The following is a 17,125-nucleotide window of genomic DNA, read 5'->3' as shown; positions in this document are numbered from 1 at the left end:
AAGACTATTTTAGGTCTAACTTAGACTCTATCTTATAAACTGATCAATTTGAGAGATCATATTTACGCACCATTCCTCTTAATTGATGGTAGCTTAGCCCGAGGAGTTCTGCTGCTTTGCGTTGATTATATTGGCTTTGTTTGAGTGCTTTTTTTAGAATCACGCGATCTTGACATTCCTGCCATAGTTTAAAATCTATAGGGAACTCGACCTGAGTTTCTTCCTGATCCAGATTAATTGCTGTATCTCGGCTTTCTGACTGCCAATCCGCGCTAAATGGATTAAACAACAATGACTCAATGGGGGTCATGGAATTATGGTTTTGATAGACCGCCCGTTCAACAACATTTTTCAACTCTCTGATATTTCCGGGCCAGTGATAGTCTAGGAGGCTTTGTTGAGCTAGCGTACTAAAACCGGCGAAATACTCCAGTTCGAGTTCTCTGCACATTTTGATGGCGTAGTGTTCAGCGAGAGGTATGATATCTTCTTTCCTTTCTCGCAAAGGGGGCAAATGAATAACATCAAATGCTAATCGATCGAGTAAGTCTGGTCTAAATCGCCCTTTGGAGGCCATTTCAGGTAGGTTGGCATTGGTTGCACCTATGATTCTGACATCGGCATTTAGGGATGTATGTCCACCGATCCTTTCATAGTGACCATACTCGATTACTCTGAGGAGTTTTTCTTGTACAAAGAGCGGTGTCGTTGCGAGTTCGTCGAGGAATAAGGTCCCTTTTTCAGCGCGTTCAAAACGCCCTTTATGTTTTGCTTTCGCTCCCGTGAATGCTCCTTGTTCGTGACCAAATAGCTCGCTCCCGATCAAGTTTTCATCCAAAGTTGAGCAGTTTACCGAGATGAGTGGCTGTTCCCATCTTTTAGAGAGAAAATGTAGCCTTTGAGCGATAAGTTCCTTGCCCGTGCCTCTTTCACCGATAATTAAAACGGGGCGTTCAATAGGTGCGAGTTGTGAAACTTTATCCAGAATACTGAGAAAAGCCGGAGACTGACCAATAAGATTTTGTGCCATAAGTGTACCTTGGTTATTTTTACCAACTATAGGTAAATTCAACACACCTTATTTCATTTTTCAATAGCAACGTTTTTAAGTTGCTGATATTAATGGTTTTTATTTTTGGCACAAGTTTTGATTACTTCTAAAATATATTTAAATCGCACATTACTATTTTGGGAAAAAAGGAGCTAGTTATGGGTATTTTTTCTAGATTTGCCGACATCGTCAATTCGAATATCAGCGCATTGTTAGACAAAGCAGAAGACCCTGAAAAAATGATTCGTCTTATTATTCAGGAAATGGAAGATACTTTAGTTGAAGTTCGTACTAATTCTGCGAAGGCAATTGCAGACCAGAAGGAACTTTCTCGCAAAGTGGAATCGATCCAAGCTTGTATTGAAGATTGGCAAGAAAAAGCAACATTGGCGCTAACTAAACAGCGAGATGATCTAGCGCGCTCGGCTTTGGTTGAAAAGCAAAAGACTCAAGACGTTCTCAAGGGGCTACTTACAGAACAAACCTTAGTCGAAGAGACTATCGAAAAGCTCACCGGAGAAATCGGTAAATTAGAAGCTAAAATTACCGAGACACGCGCAAAACAGCAGGCACTTGCTATTCGGAATAGTACCGCCTCTAATCGCCGTGATGTACAGAAACATCTCCATACATCAAGAACCAGTGAAGCGTTTGCCAAGTTTGAGCAATACTCAAGAAAAATTGATGAGATGGAAGCAGAAGCTGACCTCTACGCTCAAACAGGAAATTCTAAGTCTCTAGAGCAAGAGTTTGCTGAGTTAAAGGCGGATGATGAAATAGAGAAGGAACTGGCAAACTTAAAACAAAAAATGCAACAAGATAAACAATAACTAAACCGGCTATTTTGGACAGCTTGGCTAATTTGATACTAGGAGCAGATCATGTCTTCATTTTTAATCGCAGGACCATTAACCGTCTTTTTGATATTTGTTGCCCCGCTGTGGCTGTTTTTACACTATCGGAGCAAAAAACACGCAAGTGCTGGTCTGTCTGCTGAGGATTTAACAAGGCTGGAACATTTATCCAAGAAAGCAGAGTCGATGCAAATGAGAGTAGAAACACTAGAGCGTATTCTCGACTCAGAGTCGCCGACTTGGAGACAAAATTATGATTAAACGTGAATTATATCGAGATACTGAAAATGGAAAGATCTCAGGGGTTTGTGCTGGCTTAGCCAATTACCTTTCGCTTGAAGTCTGGTTGGTAAGAATTTCAGTGATTTCTGCCTTGCTCTTGGGGGGAACCTTTCTTATTCTTCTCATCTATATTGCATTGTCATTTATGATAGAGAAACAACCACCCAATTACGTTGAGGCCATTCGGTCGGAGCATGAGCACACGCTCAAAAATAAACCTTGGCAAAAAGGCTCTTCTCCGGAGTTACTTTTGGATAGACTCGAGCGAGATTTTGATAATGTTGAAGAGAAAATACAGTCTATCGAAGCCTATGTAACCTCTGATGCTTACCAAGTAAACAAAGAGTTCAATGCGTTATAATTGTCCAGTGCTGCGGCACTGGGCAATAGTTTGTTACCGAAAATTGAGATATCCCGCACATCTAGTGGCTAAACTATTATTTCGTATAATAATTTAGCCACATCTTTATGGAAGTTGCTTTGTCATTCATCTATCTTAACCGCTACTAGCTTGCTTTGGATGGATGATTATGTATAAACCGATATTGTTACTTCTCAGCACGACCATTTTGTATGGTTGTAATAAAGACCTTCCACCCACAGAAGAGCCAGAATCTAGGCCTGCCAAGTTATTTACTGTATCTGTCGACAATAACGTTTTTGAACGAAATTTCCCCGCGAGTTCTGAGGCAGGAGATAAAGCAGTATTGACGTTTCGAGTACCTGGCCAGATAGAAACTATTTTAGTCAATGCTGGACAAAGAGTTGAAAAGGGAGAAGTACTTGCATCTCTTGATGCTGATGAATACTCACTGTTAGAGCAGCAGGCGCGGGCGAAGTATTTATTGGCAAGCGTTCAATTTGAACGTTATAAAAAGCTGCGTGCTGACAAAGTTGTTTCTGAGCAAGATTTTGACCAAGCGAAGGCTAACTATAATTCGTCGATAGCTCAATTAGAACAAGCCAAAGCAAACCTCGGTTATACAAGACTAACGGCACCGTACAGCGGGACAATTTCCCTATTACCAGCAGAGCGGTTTGAATTCGTAGATGCCAAACAGGGCATTATGAACATACAAACAAATCAGTTGATAAAAGTAATTTTTCAATTACCTAACCAGCTTTTAAATCGGTTTGCGGGTGGTCCAAATATTGACGCGACGATGACTTTTGACTCTTTTCCCGATCATCATTACTCATTGGCTTTTCAGGAAGTAGATACCGAAGCTGATCCTAAAACTGGTTCCTACAAAGTGACCATGGTAATGGAAAGCCCTCAAGGTGTGGGGATATTGCCCGGCATGGCAGGAAACGTTCATGTAAAAATGGACGCGATAAAAGCGACTCCTATCCCCAAATCCGCTGTTATAGAAACGGATGGGCACACTTATGTTTGGAGAGTGGAATCAGACGGTACTGTTGAGAAAGTAAAGGTGATTTTGAATGAGATAAGACAAATAGAACAAGGTCTTGAGAATGGAGACAAGATCGTTGCTTCTGGCGTTGGTGGACTTAAGTCTGGCGATAAAGTGCGTGAATGGATCAAAGAGCGAGGCTTATAAAATGAATCGTTACTTCTATTATTTATTGTCGCTCAGTACGGTGTTATTAGTTGGCTGTGGTAAAGACCCAGAAAATACAGAAGTTGTTCCACCTAAAGTCAAGGTTGTTAAACTATCTAATCGAACTTCAGGTGGTGATAAGCTCTATTTTCCCGCAGTTGCTCATGCTGCTGATCGTTCCCACCTGAGCTTTAGAGTCGCTGGAGAAATTATCAAATTGTACGTTAAAGAGGGAGATAGATTAAAAAAAGGGGCGATCATAGCACAGCTAGATCCTACAGATTATAAGCTGGATGTTGATAATGCTTTGGCTCGCTATAATGTCGTTGATAGCCAATATAGTCGTTCTAAGGCATTGGTTGATAAGGGGTCGCTTGCCAAATCACAATTCGATGAGATTGCAGCGAACCGACAAATTGCCAAAGCAGAACTGGACTTAGCAAAACTACGTCTATCTTACACTAAACTACGTGCTCCAGTTGATGGCATTATTTCTCGAGTTAATACTGACCAATTTGAAAATGTTCGAGTAGGTCAACAGATAGTTAATATACAAAGTACAGAAAATATTGAAGTGCTAATACAGTTGCCAGATCGTTTATACATAAAACAGTCAAGCAAAGAGGCACTGTCCCAGGTAGAAGCTATTGTTAAGGTTCCTAGTGGTAATGAATACGATGCTCGCATTAAAGAGTTTACCACTGAGCCAGATCCTCAGACTGCAACATTCACTGTGACGTTGATTATGCCGATGCCAAAAGAAGAGTATATCCTGGATGGAATGGCGGTTGAGGTAACGGCAAAGAATCAAAATATTGACATGGATGTTGGTAATGTAGTTCATGTTCCAATTGAAGCCATCTTTAACGCGGACGGCGATGATCTAGCGCGTGACAAGAAATATGTATGGTGTGTTAAAGAAGATAATACGGTAATAAAAAAGCAAGTAATTGCTGGTAAGGCTCATAAGGACTCAGTACAAATACTCGATGGATTAAGTCGTGGTGAGTACGTTGTTATTGCGGGTATTTCTCGGTTGAGAGAGGGAATAAAGGTAGAAGTAATAGAGCAGGGAGCAGATGATGAGTAGTGGCAATCAAAATTTACACGACGACAATAATGTGACCGGAATTGCTGCTTATTTTATCCGTAATCGGGTAATAAGTTGGATGATCGCTCTGATTTTTTTAATTGGTGGCATTAATGCGTTTTTAGGTCTTGGCCGACTCGAAGACCCTGCTTTTACTATTAAAGATGCAATGGTTATTACCTCATACCCGGGCGCAACACCCCAACAAGTCGAAGAGGAAGTTTCTTATCCATTGGAAAAAGCGATTCAGCAATTGCCCTATGTTGATGAAGTCAAATCAATAACGAGTAGAGGCTTGTCTCAGATCATAGTGTCAATGAAAAAGACTTATGGCCCCGACGATCTGCCACAAATCTGGGATGAGTTGAGGCGAAAAGTTAATGACTTGAAAAAAAGGTTACCCCCAGGGGTGAATGAGCCCTCGGTTATTGACGATTTCGGTGATGTGTATGGGATCCTACTCGCTGTAACTGGTGAGGGGTATAACTATAAAGAACTGCTCGACTACGTAGATTATCTCCGTCGTGAGCTAGAGCTAGTCGATGGTGTAAGTAAAGTATCAGTGTCTGGGCAGCAGCAGGAACAAGTTTTTATCGAAGTTTCGATGAAGCGTTTAAGTAGCTTGGGTATCGACCCTAATACTGTATTTAATTTGTTAGCCACTCAAAATGCAGTTTCTGATGCTGGTGCCATTCGCATTGGTGATGAGTACATTCATATTCAGCCTACCGGTGAGTTTGAAAATGTTGATCAGTTAGGCGATTTGATTATTACAGAATCTGGGGCTCAGGGACTTATCTACCTGAAAGATGTAGCGAAAATTTCTCGAGGATACGTCGAAGTTCCAGATAATATTATCACATACAACGGTAAGTTGGCGCTGAACCTTGGTATCGCCTTTGCTCAAGGAGTTAATGTTGTAGAGGTTGGTAAAGGTTTTAGTCGTCGCTTGGCAGAGTTAAAATATCAACAACCAGTCGGTATCGATATCTCTGAAATATACAGTCAGCCTAAAGAAGTAGACAAATCCGTAAGTGGCTTTGTCGTGAGTCTTGGTCAGGCAGTCGCTATCGTTATCATAGTACTATTGTTTTTTATGGGACTTCGGTCAGGCCTTCTTATTGGCCTCATTCTATTGCTCACCGTACTTGGCACCTTTATTTTCATGAGGTATATGGGCATTGAATTACAGCGTATCTCCCTTGGGGCGCTCGTTATTGCCCTAGGAATGTTAGTTGATAATGCCATAGTGATCGTCGAGGGAATCTTGATTGGTACTCAAAAAGGTCGATCGAGAATGCAGGCTGCGACCGATATTGTCACCCAAACAAAATGGCCTCTGTTAGGTGCTACTGTGATTGCAGTAACGGCTTTCGCTCCAATTGGCTTATCGGATGATGCCACAGGTGAATATTGTGGAACACTATTTTCAGTGTTGCTGATTTCACTAATGTTGAGTTGGTTTACAGCGATTTCTTTGACGCCTTTTTTTGCCGATATTTTTTTCAAAGGTCAAAAAGCGAATATCAATGAAGATGCAGACCCTTACAAAGGTGTGTTGTTTGTTGTCTATAAGGGCTTCCTAGAATTTTGTATGAAGCGTGCATGGGCTACGGTTGCAGTGCTAGTATTGGGGCTAGCGGCGAGTATTTTAGGTTTCACACAAGTTAAGCAATCATTCTTTCCTTCTTCAACAACTCCGATATTTCAAACCGATATTTGGTTACCAGAAGGAACAGATATCAGATCCACCAACGAGCGTCTTGAGGATTTAGAGTCGTGGCTGTTCGCTCATGATGGTGTGGAACATGTAACGACAACGGCCGGTAAAGGTTTGCAAAGGTTTATGCTTACTTATGCGCCTGAGAAAAGTTATGCCGCCTATGGTGAAATTACTGTTCGAGTTACTGACTACAGTGTACTTCACACATTGATGGAGCAATTTAGAGCCCACCTTGAAAATAAATACCCAGAGGTGAACTATAAACTTAAGCAAATCGAACTCGGGCCTAGTAGCGGGGCTAAGATTGAAGCGCGTATTACTGGCTCTGATCCAACCATCTTGCGCGGTCTTGCCCGACAAGTCGAAGATATTATGAATGACGATCCTGGTGCGACGAATATACGTCATGACTGGCGTGAACGTACTAAGGTAATCGAGCCAAAATTTAATGAGAGTCAAGCGCGTCGATATGGGATCACAAAATCTGATGTTGATGAATTTTTGGCGATGTCATTTTCAGGAAAAGCGGTTGGTGTGTACCGAGATGGGACAACACTTATGCCTATAGTGGCTAGGTTGCCTGAAGAAGAAAGGGTCGATATCCGCAATATCGAAAGCATGAAAATTTGGAGTCCGGCACTGAGTGAATACATCCCACTACAACAGGTTACGATGGGCTATGATATACGCTGGGAAGACCCGGTAATAATGCGTAAGAATCGTAAGAGAACGCTGACGGTTATGGCTGACCCCAACATTCTTGGAGAGGAAACTGCGGCTACGTTGCAAAAACGCTTGATGCCGAAGATTGATCAGATTCAATTACCGGCAGGCTATTCGCTAGAGTGGGGGGGAGAATATGAATCATCAGGTGATGCCCAAGCTTCCCTATTTAGTACTATGCCGATGGGCTATCTATTTATGTTTTTAGTTACGGTATTTTTGTTTAACTCTGTCAAAGAGCCTTTGATTGTCTGGCTTACAGTGCCATTAGCGATTATGGGAGTGACAACAGGATTGTTGGCCTTGGATACGCCCTTCGGCTTTATGGCTTTACTCGGTTTCCTAAGTCTGTCAGGAATGTTGCTCAAAAATGGTATCGTTCTACTCGACCAAATTGAAATCGAAATGAAATCAGGTAAAGATCCCTATGATGCGGTGGTGGATGCCGCGGTTAGTCGTGTTCGACCTGTATGTATGGCAGCCATTACAACGATATTAGGTATGGTGCCCCTACTTCCGGATATCTTTTTCAAACCAATGGCTGTGACGATTATGTTCGGGCTTGGATTTGCGACAATACTGACTTTAATTGTTGTTCCTGTCCTTTATCGACTTTTCCACAGAGTTGCCTTACCAAATTAGGTTTGTATCATCAAGGCCCTCTCATATTTTGGGAGGGCGGTAGTGTATCTTGCATTTATTCAGGCTCAAGGAGTTATTAATTGAAACACGAGATAGAGTGTGCGTGGGCGATGAAACATCCCCTAGAGCGCGAATATCACAATCGAGAGTGGGGCAGAGCCGTTTTTGATGATCGAACCTTATTCGAGTTTATTACCTTAGAGGGAGCTCAGGCGGGCTTGAGTTGGATTACTATCTTGAAGAGAAGAGACGCGTACCGGAGCGCCTTTGAGCATTATGAGCTTAGTAAACTGGCTATGCGAGATGATGCTCATGCGGATCATATCATTAAAAATTATGACGTTATCAGGCATCGTGGAAAAATTTGTTCAGTATTCAATAATGCTCGTGCTTCATTGAACTTAATTGAAGAATATTCAAGCCTCTCTGATGCGTTGTGGCAGTTTGTTGATCACTCAACAATCATTAATCATTGGTCCTCTCCATCCCAAATTCCTACTGCTACAGAACAATCGAGAGCAATGAGCCGCTTTTTAAAATTGAATGGTTTTTCTTTTGTCGGTGAAACAATTTGTTATGCTTTTATGCAAGCAGTGGGTATGGTCGATGACCACCTTGAAGGATGTATATACAAAAAAACTAGGTGAGAGTATTGCTCGTTACTGATTTTGGTCGTGTATACGTTCCAGTGCTAAGACTCTTCGGATGTCCTTTTTTTGAAACCTTTGAGATCTCAAGTAATCAATAGCAGCCTCACGGTCTTGGTTTGAAAATTGTTGGCTTTTTAGTATCTCATTACGCTCAACAAAATAACCTGCTAGAACCGATTGAAAATGCTGTCGTTGATCGTCCAAATCTGCCAAGCGTGCGGCTCCCTCGCTACCCACAAGCTCCTGACGGCGAAGGTGCAGGTTTTGTCCTTCAAGGTCAGATAATTCTTCTAAGTGAGTAATCAGCTGATTGTTTTTTTCTGCTTGTTGTATATGTTCTGGCATATTACTGATGAGCGTATTTAGCAGAGATAAACGTTCGTCATGGGAGAGTTCTTGTTGTGAAATTTGTATTTTGTTGATGGCAAATTGGCGAAGAAGATTCTCTTCACCAAATAAGAGCTCAATTTCATCATTAGTGAAGAACTGAAGTTGAAGGCCTTTTATTTGATTGTCGAGTGAAATCATGTAATCGAGGTTGATGGTTGAGCTCGGAGAAAGAGTCTCTAACGCTCCTTTGTATTGCAAATATTTTTCAAACATTTCCTCATCAATTTGGATTGATTCAGTCTTTTTTGATTGAGCTTTTACTGTATTCCTTATCTGCTCCAGAGATGCTTCGTCTAACTTACTTAAACTAAAATCAAAATAGTTTTTTGGGGTTGATAAATTTATTTCGACTCTCTCTTTATCTTGGAGTGAGGGAAAAGTATTCGCGGTAAGAAGGTGATATGGGACTGACCCGAAAGCCATCAGGATTAATATAGAACCTGCTATCAGGAAAGTCCGTTTCATTATTGTACCCTTGTTATAGTCCGAGAAGTTTTAATCTGTTGGCATGTTCACTGAAAAGTTCGAGTGGATCGGTTTCCCACAGATGGTGAATACCGAACAAGCCATTAATTTCATCAAGGTGATTCATCTTATAATTATCTCCTATGACTTTTCCAAGGTGAGCGCTGCAAGTTGATACAAGTCCATCATTTGGACCATCAAAAGCGAGACCTAGAATAGCTAAAACTCCATCTATGGGGTCAAAAAAGTTGGTGCTCGCCTTTGACCCTGTCCAAGAATAATAGTAAACCCCGAAATCGGATTGAAAGTCACCTTCACCGCACTCGCTTTCTGGTACACCTTCGGGATAGTATCGATTGAATTCTTCTGCACCTTCTGTCGTCAATGCATCAAGAGCAGCTATAGGATCCTGAGCTAAGTCTTGTCCTCCTGATAGATGGTTGATAAGTATCGCGAGAGCTGTTGCTAAATACTCCGCCAATCCTTCAAATGGTGACCCCGGCGGTACTTTTCCCCTGACAATATCTGCAACTTTAGAGCCTTTATGTGGTCCTCCAATACTGGTTACAGACGCGACGAGATCGGGTCTAACAGAGGCAACATAGCGAGCGGTCGGTCCTCCATGACTGTGTCCGATAATATTAACCTTTGATACTCCCGTTGCTGCGGTGAGCGTTTCGATCTGCTGAAGCAATTGTTCTCCGCGTAATTCAGAGCTGTTGGCAGCGGATACTTGTGCCACATAAACGGTTGCACCTCCTTTGGTCAGCATCTGTGGTATGCCATAGAAATATTCAACTCCAGCAAGGGTATCGAAACCAAATAAACCGTGTACAAGTACAATTGGGTACTGGGTCTTTGTGTAATCACTAGCCAAAACTTGGCCATGAATGATAGAACAGAGCACGAAAATTAGCCAAGCAGCAGAGCGAGCGAATCTTGATTTCAAAATAATCTCCTTTTATTTTGTTTTCTGGTGAGAAATTTAAAAGTAGGAGATAAATGAATAAAAAGACTGAAGAAAGTGTAGAAGAACTATTAAAACGTGACCTATTACTAGAAAAAGATGCATGTAAAAAATGCTCGACGTGAATGTATTTCTACGCCGAGCATGCTTTTAGTCTAATACCTCATTATATTTTTCAAACGCAGCAGTAAGATCGGCAATTAGGTCATCAACATCTTCAAGGCCAATATGTACTCTGATCAGAGTACCTTTGAAGTTAGGATTGGCGATCGTTCTAAGACTATTGAAACTTTTAGGCTCGTTTGCCAAGACCAAGCTTTCAAAACCACCCCAAGAATACCCCATACTAAAGTGCTGAAGGGTATCGAGAAAGGCATTGGTAGCTTTGGGATAACTGGTTTTGAGTACAAAGGAGAAAAGTCCATTACCACCCTTAAAATCACGTTTGAAAAACTCGTGGCCGGGACAACTTGGTAGTTCAGGGTGTCTGACGTGATCAACTTCTGGACGAGATGTTAGCCAATTGGCAATGGTTAAACTATTTTCAGCATGTTGTCGAAGGCGAATATCTAGTGTCCGGATACCGCGAAGCCCCAAGTATGCATCATCAGCCGACACACATTGTCCTAACAAGTAGCTGTGTTCACGAAGTTGCTCCCAGTATTTCTCGTTTGCAACGGCGGTCCCTAACATAACATCAGAGTGTCCAACAATGTATTTTGTTGCTGCTTGTATCGAAATATCGACGCCGTATTTTAGAGCTTCAAAGTTGACTCCAGCGGCCCAGGTATTATCCAACATTACAATTAAATCGTGTTGGTGAGCTATTTTACTCAATGTTGGTACATCCTGAACTTCCATGGTAATCGAACCAGGCGACTCTAAAAAGAGTAACCGCGTGTTAGGGCGGATATGCTGTTCGATATCTTGACCAATAGTCGGTGAAAAATAAGTGGTTTCGACTCCGAGATTTTTGAGAATATTATTGCAAAAGTCTCGGGTCGGTTCGTAACAAGTGTCGACCATCAAGATGTGGTCTCCACTTTTAACGAACGACAAAATGGCTGAGGTAATTGCTGCCGTACCACAAGGGTATAGGGCGCAGCCAGCACCATTCTCGATCTGAGCCATCGCGTCTTGTAAGGCAAAATGAGTATGTGTTCCTCGACGACCGTAAAAAAGGGTTTGATTAGTGCGGTTTATCGCTGCGCTTTGTTTTTCAGCGACTGTATTGAAAACGACCGTTGAAGCTCTTTGAACTGGCGGGTTAACAACACCGTGAGTCCATTTTCGTTTCCGGCCCACGGAAACAAGTTTTGTTTTATTGTGTTCTGACATTAATATTCCCTATGAATGAATTTTTAACCCGACGAGTCACCCTATTTTTGTATCGGCGAATACCTAAATTTATTAGAGCCAATTTGAGCAAGTATTGACTAAACTATCCTCTCAGAGTCCATACCTCAACTGGCCGAAGCAAGCCATTCTCGCTGAACCTAGCATCTTTAAGTTACTTGGGTATATTCCTATTTAAAACACGTAGGGTGACGAATATCAAGTCGGATTAGAGGAGTGGGTTAAACAAATAAAAGAGGCGCTCTAAAAAGCGATAACGTAAGCCCCTTTGAAGCCATTTCGCTTTATTTACGGGATGTGATTGTTCGATATAACGTTTGTGGAGAGAGTTCAACGAATTGGTAAACTTTTGGTCATCAACTGCTAAGGTAATTTCGAAGTTTAGCCATAAGCTTCTCATATCAAGGTTTACGGTTCCGATAAGGCAAAATTCTTTGTCTATTACAACGGATTTAGTATGAAGTAGCCCACCGTAAAATTCGTGAATTATGATACCAGCTTCAAGCAATTCTGCGTAAAAAGCTCGTGATGCCCATTGCACCATTAAGGAGTCATTTTTATGTGGGATAATGAGTTCGACTTTGATCCCACGTTGTGCCGTCATTTTCAATGTTGCGAGTAAATCAGAACTTGGAACAAAGTAGGGGGTAGTTATTGTGACAGAATGGTTGGCTTGATTAATCGCTAGCGTAAGAACCTGTGAAATTAAATAGGCTGGCATTCCTGGACCAGAGGGGACAACTTGAACAGGATGCTGAGTTTTGGTCTGATCAAACCCACATTCTGGGATAGGCGGCAAAGAACGAGAACCGGTTTCCACCTCCCAGTCCCAGCAGTGAATTGCAGACAGAACATTGACCGTTGGCCCTGTTATCCTAACCATTATGTCTATCCATTGGCCAAGATCTGTATCTTGCTTGAAGCATGCAGGGTCAACCATATTCATTGAACCCGTATAAGCAATTCTTTCATCGATAACAATTATCTTTCTATGTTGGCGTAGATCTAGTCGACGGAGAAATATACGCCAAGCATTAACTTGGAGCGCCTGAACGACTTCAATACCAGCGCGGCGCATTTTTTTAGGCCATTTACTGCGAAAGAAGTTTTTACTCCCTGCAGAGTCCAGGAGAAGCTTTACTTTTACACCGCGCTCTGCAGCTTGAATAAGAGCAGCAGCAACATTATCTGCAGCCCCACCAGGGTGCCATATGTAGAAAACCATGCGGATACTGGATGTCGCTGTCTCGATATCAAATAAGATAGACTGGGTGATTGAAGAGGGAGTGCTTTGCAGAGATAAAGTATTTCCCGACAAAGCAGGTAAATCTAGGCGATTATTACATAACTCATCAATTCGATAGATATGACGCCCGAAGTTTTCAGGAGCATGCGCATGACATTTATTTAATTTGGCGAACCATTGCCGGAAAGGCGATAGCATGTCTTTTGCTCGCTCTGCACGTTTTCGCCCCAAATTAAGTTCACCAAAGAGGAAATAGCACATCACTCCAACAATCGGAATAATGTAAATAATCATTAACCAAGCCAGTGAAACACTTACAGCTCGCCTTTTTAAGACGACCCTTAAAGTAACACCCGCAACAAGTGCCCAGTATAAAAGTACTAAAGCAATCGTGAAGAGGTGGTAAAGCTTTTCCATTCAGTACCCTAGATAGAGAGTCTTGTTTATTGACTTATAATAATTTTATCTCATGCAATCACAACACTAAGACATGTTCTATCACAGAAATTAACCTTAACTAGTTATTTAATGTTATAAGAATGTAAAATTTAGTGTATGGTCAATGAGAAAGATTAAAAAAGCAGCGATTAAGTATGATAATTACTGATATGTTAATTAAATATGCTAAGCAGCCTTTTAATTTTAATCTAAAACTGTTTTACTGGCCATAGTGCAGACGTCGTAGAAACTTTTTCTTGGTGTAATATATTTTTTACGCCCACTTTTGATGGTCTGCTACGCAAACACAACTTTAAAAAACGATTTAATGGAGTAACCGTGGCTACAAGTACAAGTGCGCAGCCCCGTGATACATGGGGATCAAAATTAGGCTTCGTAATGGCAGCAGCTGGTTCTGCTGTGGGTTTAGGCAACATATGGAAATTTCCATACACAGCTGGGGAAAGTGGAGGGGGCGCTTTTGTCTTTATCTATCTACTTTTTGTAATATTTATTGGCTTTAGTGTGATGTTGACAGAGTTCGCCATTGGTCGAAAAACAGGTCTGTCGGCGGTCGGTTCTTTCAAATCAACAGATAAGCGATGGACATTCACTGGTGTACTCGGTGTGCTAAGTGGGCTTCTTATCATGGGTTTTTATCCTGTGGTGGGTGGTTGGGCTCTAGCCTATATCTTTAAAGTCGGTGGTGGATTACTTTCGACTCCAGAAGCGATTGGAGATAGCTTTGGTGGCTTTATATCTCATCCTATGCAACCTTTGACCTGGATGGGTATCTACCTACTTTTGAACGTCGTTATTGTGATGAAAGGAATTTCTGGCGGCATCGAAAAGGCAGGTAAAATTCTGATGCCTTTACTTTTCGTTATTCTGATCATTGTATCTGTTAAAGGACTCATGCTTCCTGGAGCAATGGCAGGTCTCGAGTTCCTGTTTATGCCCGACTTTTCAAAAGTTGATGGTAATGTCGTACTCGCAGCACTTGGTCAAGCATTCTTCTCTTTAAGTTTGGGGATGGGGTGTATGATCACCTACGGCTCATACATTAAAAAGAAAGAAAACTTAGTCCAGACAACAGGCATGGTTACAGCGATGGATACCGGGGTTGCACTTCTTGCTGGTATCGCGATGTTCCCTGCAATGTTTGCATTTGGTATGGAGCCTGCGGCGGGGCCAGGCTTGGTTTTTGTCGTGGTGCCACAGCTGTTTGCTGAAATGGGTGGTGCGGTAGGCCTAGTACTAGCGTTGTTATTCTTTATTGGTTTGACAGTTGCCGCTCTTACTTCTTCAGTTTCTCTTTTGGAAGTCGTTGTATCTTATTTGATCGATGAAAAAGGTTTAAAACGTTCGACTGCTGTAATTGGTTCTAGTGTGGTAATGGGTTTGCTTTGTATTATAGCTTCGCTCTCTCTTGGCGGTGTTGGCCCAACCTTATTTGGTACTGGTGTATTTGATATCTTCGACTTACTGACAGACAAGATCTTCTTAGCTGTTGGTGGTATGTTGGTTTGTATCTTTGCAGGATGGAGATTATCAAGGTCTGATTTAGAGAAAGAAATCACTAATGACGGTGAAATTTCATTCCCTCTTTTCGGTCTTTGGTACACATTGGTGAAATATATTATACCTGTTGCTATTGCCGTGGTTGCTGTGATGGGCATCAAGTCTGGCTTTGATAGTGGCAAGGGTGCCATCATGCTGCTGGGAATTGGTATTATCGTGCTGACGGGGATTTTCTCCAAAAAGCTCTAATGTCAAAGACTCATTAGTAGAAAAGCCTCTCTATATTAGAGAGGCTTTTTTGGTTTTAATATAGGTACAGCAGACTCCGTTAACGTTAAGTCATTTGGATATCCAAGGATGGTCTGTTTTATTTAGTGAGTATTGTTACGCTAAATACAGAGGGCTTTTAGAGTAAGTCGACTCTGGAAGCGAGATTACGGGTAGATTTAGTTTTATCTCAAGGTATACTTTGCAGCCCAAATGGAGCGAGCAAAATGTTTGATTTAGTATTTTTGCATGATGATTTCATCGTAATTAACAAGCATCCTAATGTATCTGTTCACAAAGATGACGGGGATACGATGTTGTTGCAGGAAATCTCAAGCAAAACAGGAGATGAACAATTATATCTAGTTCATCGTCTCGATAAAATGACATCGGGACTAATGCTGATTGCTCGACATGTCGATGCTGCGCGAAAGTTATCTGAGCAATTTGCGCTTCGTCAGGTAGAAAAATTTTATCTAGCAATTGGTTCAGGAAAACCCAAAAAGAAACAAGGATTGATTTGTGGAGATATGGTTCGCTCGCGTCGCTCTTCGTGGAAGTTAGTCAAGTCATTAGATAACCCTGCAACGACTCAGTTTTTCTCTATTTCCGCCGGTCCTGGCTTGAGGCTCTACCTATGTAAGCCTTACACAGGTAAAACTCACCAAATTAGAGTTGCTCTAAAGTCAATCGGTGGAGCAATTCTTGGCGATCCTATCTATGCAGATCCAAAAGCAAGTGATAGGGGCTATTTACATGCCTTTGCGCTGTGTTTTCGGTTTGAAGGAGAGCACTACCAATTCGTTTGTGACCCACGAAATCAACCTCATTTAGGTAATAATTGGAATAATAATACGGTCAGCCAAGGTGTCGAATCTTGGCTAAAACCATGGGAGCTTTCATGGCCGAAGATACAATGAACGGCGATTCTTTAGCCGGATTACAAGCAGGGGCTTTGCCCATCTTTTTTGAACAAATCCATAGTCAACTGCTACTTGCGGGTAGTGAGGTACGCCGACTTTTTCATGGTCGAGGACGCATGTTTGATGGGCTCGAGCAAATTACCTGCGATTGGGTTGGCCAGCAACTTATGGTCAGTGTGTTCAAACAGCCTTCAGAAGGCTTTCTCAACAACCTGAAACATGGGTTGATCGCAATGGCTGATTCTCCCTTATGGCAAAAATGTCAGGGGCGCTCGATTGTTCTTCAGCATAGGTACGAAAAAGGTGCTCCTTCGGAAGTATTGGTCGGGGAGCTTCAAAGAAATCCGATTGTTGTTGAATCCGATATAAACTATCGACTTGACATAGGACAAAACCAAAATTTCGGCCTTTTTTTAGATATGAGACTTGGCCGTAATTGGGTCAAAGCACAATCAAAGGGTAAAAATGTACTCAACCTTTTCGCTTATACGTGCGGGTTCTCTGTTGCTGCAATTGAAGGAGGCGCCGACCAAGTTGTCAATGTTGATATGTCGCGATCTTCTTTAACTAAAGGAAGGGAGAACCATAAACTGAATGGTCATAACCTAAACCAGGTTAAGTTTTTAGCTTATGACATCTTTCGTTCATGGGGAAAAATTTCCCGAATGGGTCCTTATGATCTCATCGTGATTGATCCTCCCTCTTTTCAAAAAGGGAGCTTCGCCTTGACTAAAGATTACAAACGAATTTTACGCCGTTTACCTGAACTGCTTAACCAAGACGGTGATGTACTCGCTTGCGTAAATTCGCCAAAAGTATCGAGTCAGTTTCTTATCGATGGAATGCAAGAAGAGGCGCCAGAGCTCTCTTATAAGGAGCGCATTGATAATCCTCCTGAATTTGCTGATATTAACCCTGAAGCCTCGCTAAAAGTGTTGCGCTTCAGCCGCGAAAAGTAATCGGAATGAAGTTATA

Annotated in this window: 15 protein-coding genes; 10 read left to right on the top strand and 5 right to left on the bottom strand. The window is 41.9% G+C overall.

What is annotated here, in order from left to right; genetic code table 11:
• Window positions 1-43 precede the first annotated feature (43 nt).
• The gene (pspF, locus tag RH40_RS16500; RefSeq protein WP_039954870.1) at window positions 44-1,030 is read right to left on the bottom strand and encodes a phage shock protein operon transcriptional activator; all 987 of its coding nucleotides are present in this window, start codon (window positions 1,028-1,030) and stop codon (window positions 44-46) included.
• 179 nt (window positions 1,031-1,209) lie between these two features.
• On the opposite strand from pspF, the gene pspA reads away from it, so the two are divergent.
• The 7 genes from pspA to RH40_RS16465 all read left to right on the top strand — a co-directional run bounded on the left by pspA (window position 1,210) and on the right by RH40_RS16465 (window position 8,574).
• Window positions 1,210-1,881, top strand: a complete 672-nt coding sequence (gene pspA, locus RH40_RS16495) for a phage shock protein PspA (RefSeq protein WP_009602801.1) — start codon at window positions 1,210-1,212, stop codon at window positions 1,879-1,881.
• Between the two features lie 51 nt (window positions 1,882-1,932).
• Window positions 1,933-2,166: an envelope stress response membrane protein PspB gene (pspB, locus tag RH40_RS16490; RefSeq protein WP_009602800.1), complete on the top strand. Its 234-nt coding sequence runs from the start codon at window positions 1,933-1,935 to the stop codon at window positions 2,164-2,166.
• A complete protein-coding gene (gene pspC, locus RH40_RS16485; protein WP_009602799.1) occupies window positions 2,159-2,548 on the top strand; it encodes an envelope stress response membrane protein PspC in 390 nt (129 codons plus the stop codon). Before pspB ends, pspC begins: the two co-directional genes overlap by 8 nt.
• A gap of 169 nt (window positions 2,549-2,717) precedes the next feature.
• Window positions 2,718-3,749, top strand: a complete 1,032-nt coding sequence (locus RH40_RS16480; RefSeq protein ID WP_009602798.1) for an efflux RND transporter periplasmic adaptor subunit — start codon at window positions 2,718-2,720, stop codon at window positions 3,747-3,749.
• Window position 3,750: 1 nt separating this feature from the next.
• Entirely contained in the window at window positions 3,751-4,839 is a 1,089-nt protein-coding gene (locus tag RH40_RS16475; RefSeq protein ID WP_009602797.1) for an efflux RND transporter periplasmic adaptor subunit, read from the top strand.
• Entirely contained in the window at window positions 4,832-7,927 is a 3,096-nt protein-coding gene (locus RH40_RS16470; protein WP_009602796.1) for an efflux RND transporter permease subunit, read from the top strand. Before RH40_RS16475 ends, RH40_RS16470 begins: the two co-directional genes overlap by 8 nt.
• A 110-nt stretch (window positions 7,928-8,037) precedes the next feature.
• Window positions 8,038-8,574, top strand: a complete 537-nt coding sequence (locus RH40_RS16465; RefSeq protein WP_039954869.1) for a DNA-3-methyladenine glycosylase I — start codon at window positions 8,038-8,040, stop codon at window positions 8,572-8,574.
• 12 nt (window positions 8,575-8,586) lie between these two features.
• Here RH40_RS16465 and RH40_RS16460 read toward each other — a convergent pair whose 3' ends face one another.
• From RH40_RS16460 to cls, 4 genes are all read right to left on the bottom strand, one after another.
• Complete coding sequence (locus RH40_RS16460; RefSeq protein WP_009602794.1) at window positions 8,587-9,432, bottom strand: lipase secretion chaperone; 846 nt, start codon at window positions 9,430-9,432, stop codon at window positions 8,587-8,589.
• Window positions 9,433-9,445: 13 nt separating this feature from the next.
• On the bottom strand, window positions 9,446-10,345 hold the full coding sequence (locus RH40_RS16455; RefSeq protein ID WP_050790460.1) for a lipase family alpha/beta hydrolase: 900 nt from the start codon (window positions 10,343-10,345) through the stop codon (window positions 9,446-9,448).
• Between the two features lie 204 nt (window positions 10,346-10,549).
• Window positions 10,550-11,737, bottom strand: a complete 1,188-nt coding sequence (locus tag RH40_RS16450) for a cystathionine beta-lyase (protein WP_009602792.1) — start codon at window positions 11,735-11,737, stop codon at window positions 10,550-10,552.
• 226 nt (window positions 11,738-11,963) lie between these two features.
• On the bottom strand, window positions 11,964-13,418 hold the full coding sequence (gene cls, locus RH40_RS16445) for a cardiolipin synthase (protein WP_009602791.1): 1,455 nt from the start codon (window positions 13,416-13,418) through the stop codon (window positions 11,964-11,966).
• Between the two features lie 360 nt (window positions 13,419-13,778).
• Between cls and RH40_RS16440 the strand changes: the two genes are divergently transcribed.
• The 3 genes from RH40_RS16440 to RH40_RS16430 all read left to right on the top strand — a co-directional run bounded on the left by RH40_RS16440 (window position 13,779) and on the right by RH40_RS16430 (window position 17,109).
• Window positions 13,779-15,209 (top strand): sodium-dependent transporter, encoded by a 1,431-nt coding sequence (locus RH40_RS16440; RefSeq protein WP_009602790.1) that lies wholly within the window; start codon window positions 13,779-13,781, stop codon window positions 15,207-15,209.
• A gap of 245 nt (window positions 15,210-15,454) precedes the next feature.
• Entirely contained in the window at window positions 15,455-16,147 is a 693-nt protein-coding gene (locus tag RH40_RS16435; protein ID WP_009602789.1) for a TIGR01621 family pseudouridine synthase, read from the top strand.
• Window positions 16,129-17,109, top strand: coding sequence for a class I SAM-dependent methyltransferase (locus RH40_RS16430; RefSeq protein ID WP_009602788.1), 981 nt, complete (start codon window positions 16,129-16,131; stop codon window positions 17,107-17,109). The genes RH40_RS16435 and RH40_RS16430 overlap by 19 nt, the downstream gene beginning before the upstream one ends.
• The last annotated feature ends 16 nt before the right edge of the window (window positions 17,110-17,125 follow it).

The organism is Vibrio caribbeanicus ATCC BAA-2122, from assembly GCF_000165125.1.
In the GTDB taxonomy this organism is placed as follows: domain Bacteria; phylum Pseudomonadota; class Gammaproteobacteria; order Enterobacterales; family Vibrionaceae; genus Vibrio; species Vibrio caribbeanicus.
Note: the sequence above shows the minus strand (reverse complement) of the source record. Positions and strands in the feature narration are given on the sequence as shown.

What these genes read in the sequence shown, in the direction of transcription:
- pspF (WP_039954870.1), bottom strand. Translation starts at nt 1,030, where the DNA reads ATGGCACAAAATCTTATTGGTCAGTCTCCGGCTTTTCTCAGTATTCTG.
- pspA (WP_009602801.1), top strand. Translation starts at nt 1,210, where the DNA reads ATGGGTATTTTTTCTAGATTTGCCGACATCGTCAATTCGAATATCAGC.
- pspB (WP_009602800.1), top strand. Translation starts at nt 1,933, where the DNA reads ATGTCTTCATTTTTAATCGCAGGACCATTAACCGTCTTTTTGATATTT.
- pspC (WP_009602799.1), top strand. Translation starts at nt 2,159, where the DNA reads ATGATTAAACGTGAATTATATCGAGATACTGAAAATGGAAAGATCTCA.
- RH40_RS16480 (WP_009602798.1), top strand. Translation starts at nt 2,718, where the DNA reads ATGTATAAACCGATATTGTTACTTCTCAGCACGACCATTTTGTATGGT.
- RH40_RS16475 (WP_009602797.1), top strand. Translation starts at nt 3,751, where the DNA reads ATGAATCGTTACTTCTATTATTTATTGTCGCTCAGTACGGTGTTATTA.
- RH40_RS16470 (WP_009602796.1), top strand. Translation starts at nt 4,832, where the DNA reads ATGAGTAGTGGCAATCAAAATTTACACGACGACAATAATGTGACCGGA.
- RH40_RS16465 (WP_039954869.1), top strand. Translation starts at nt 8,038, where the DNA reads ATGAAACATCCCCTAGAGCGCGAATATCACAATCGAGAGTGGGGCAGA.
- RH40_RS16460 (WP_009602794.1), bottom strand. Translation starts at nt 9,432, where the DNA reads ATGAAACGGACTTTCCTGATAGCAGGTTCTATATTAATCCTGATGGCT.
- RH40_RS16450 (WP_009602792.1), bottom strand. Translation starts at nt 11,737, where the DNA reads ATGTCAGAACACAATAAAACAAAACTTGTTTCCGTGGGCCGGAAACGA.
- cls (WP_009602791.1), bottom strand. Translation starts at nt 13,418, where the DNA reads ATGGAAAAGCTTTACCACCTCTTCACGATTGCTTTAGTACTTTTATAC.
- RH40_RS16435 (WP_009602789.1), top strand. Translation starts at nt 15,455, where the DNA reads ATGTTTGATTTAGTATTTTTGCATGATGATTTCATCGTAATTAACAAG.
- RH40_RS16430 (WP_009602788.1), top strand. Translation starts at nt 16,129, where the DNA reads ATGGCCGAAGATACAATGAACGGCGATTCTTTAGCCGGATTACAAGCA.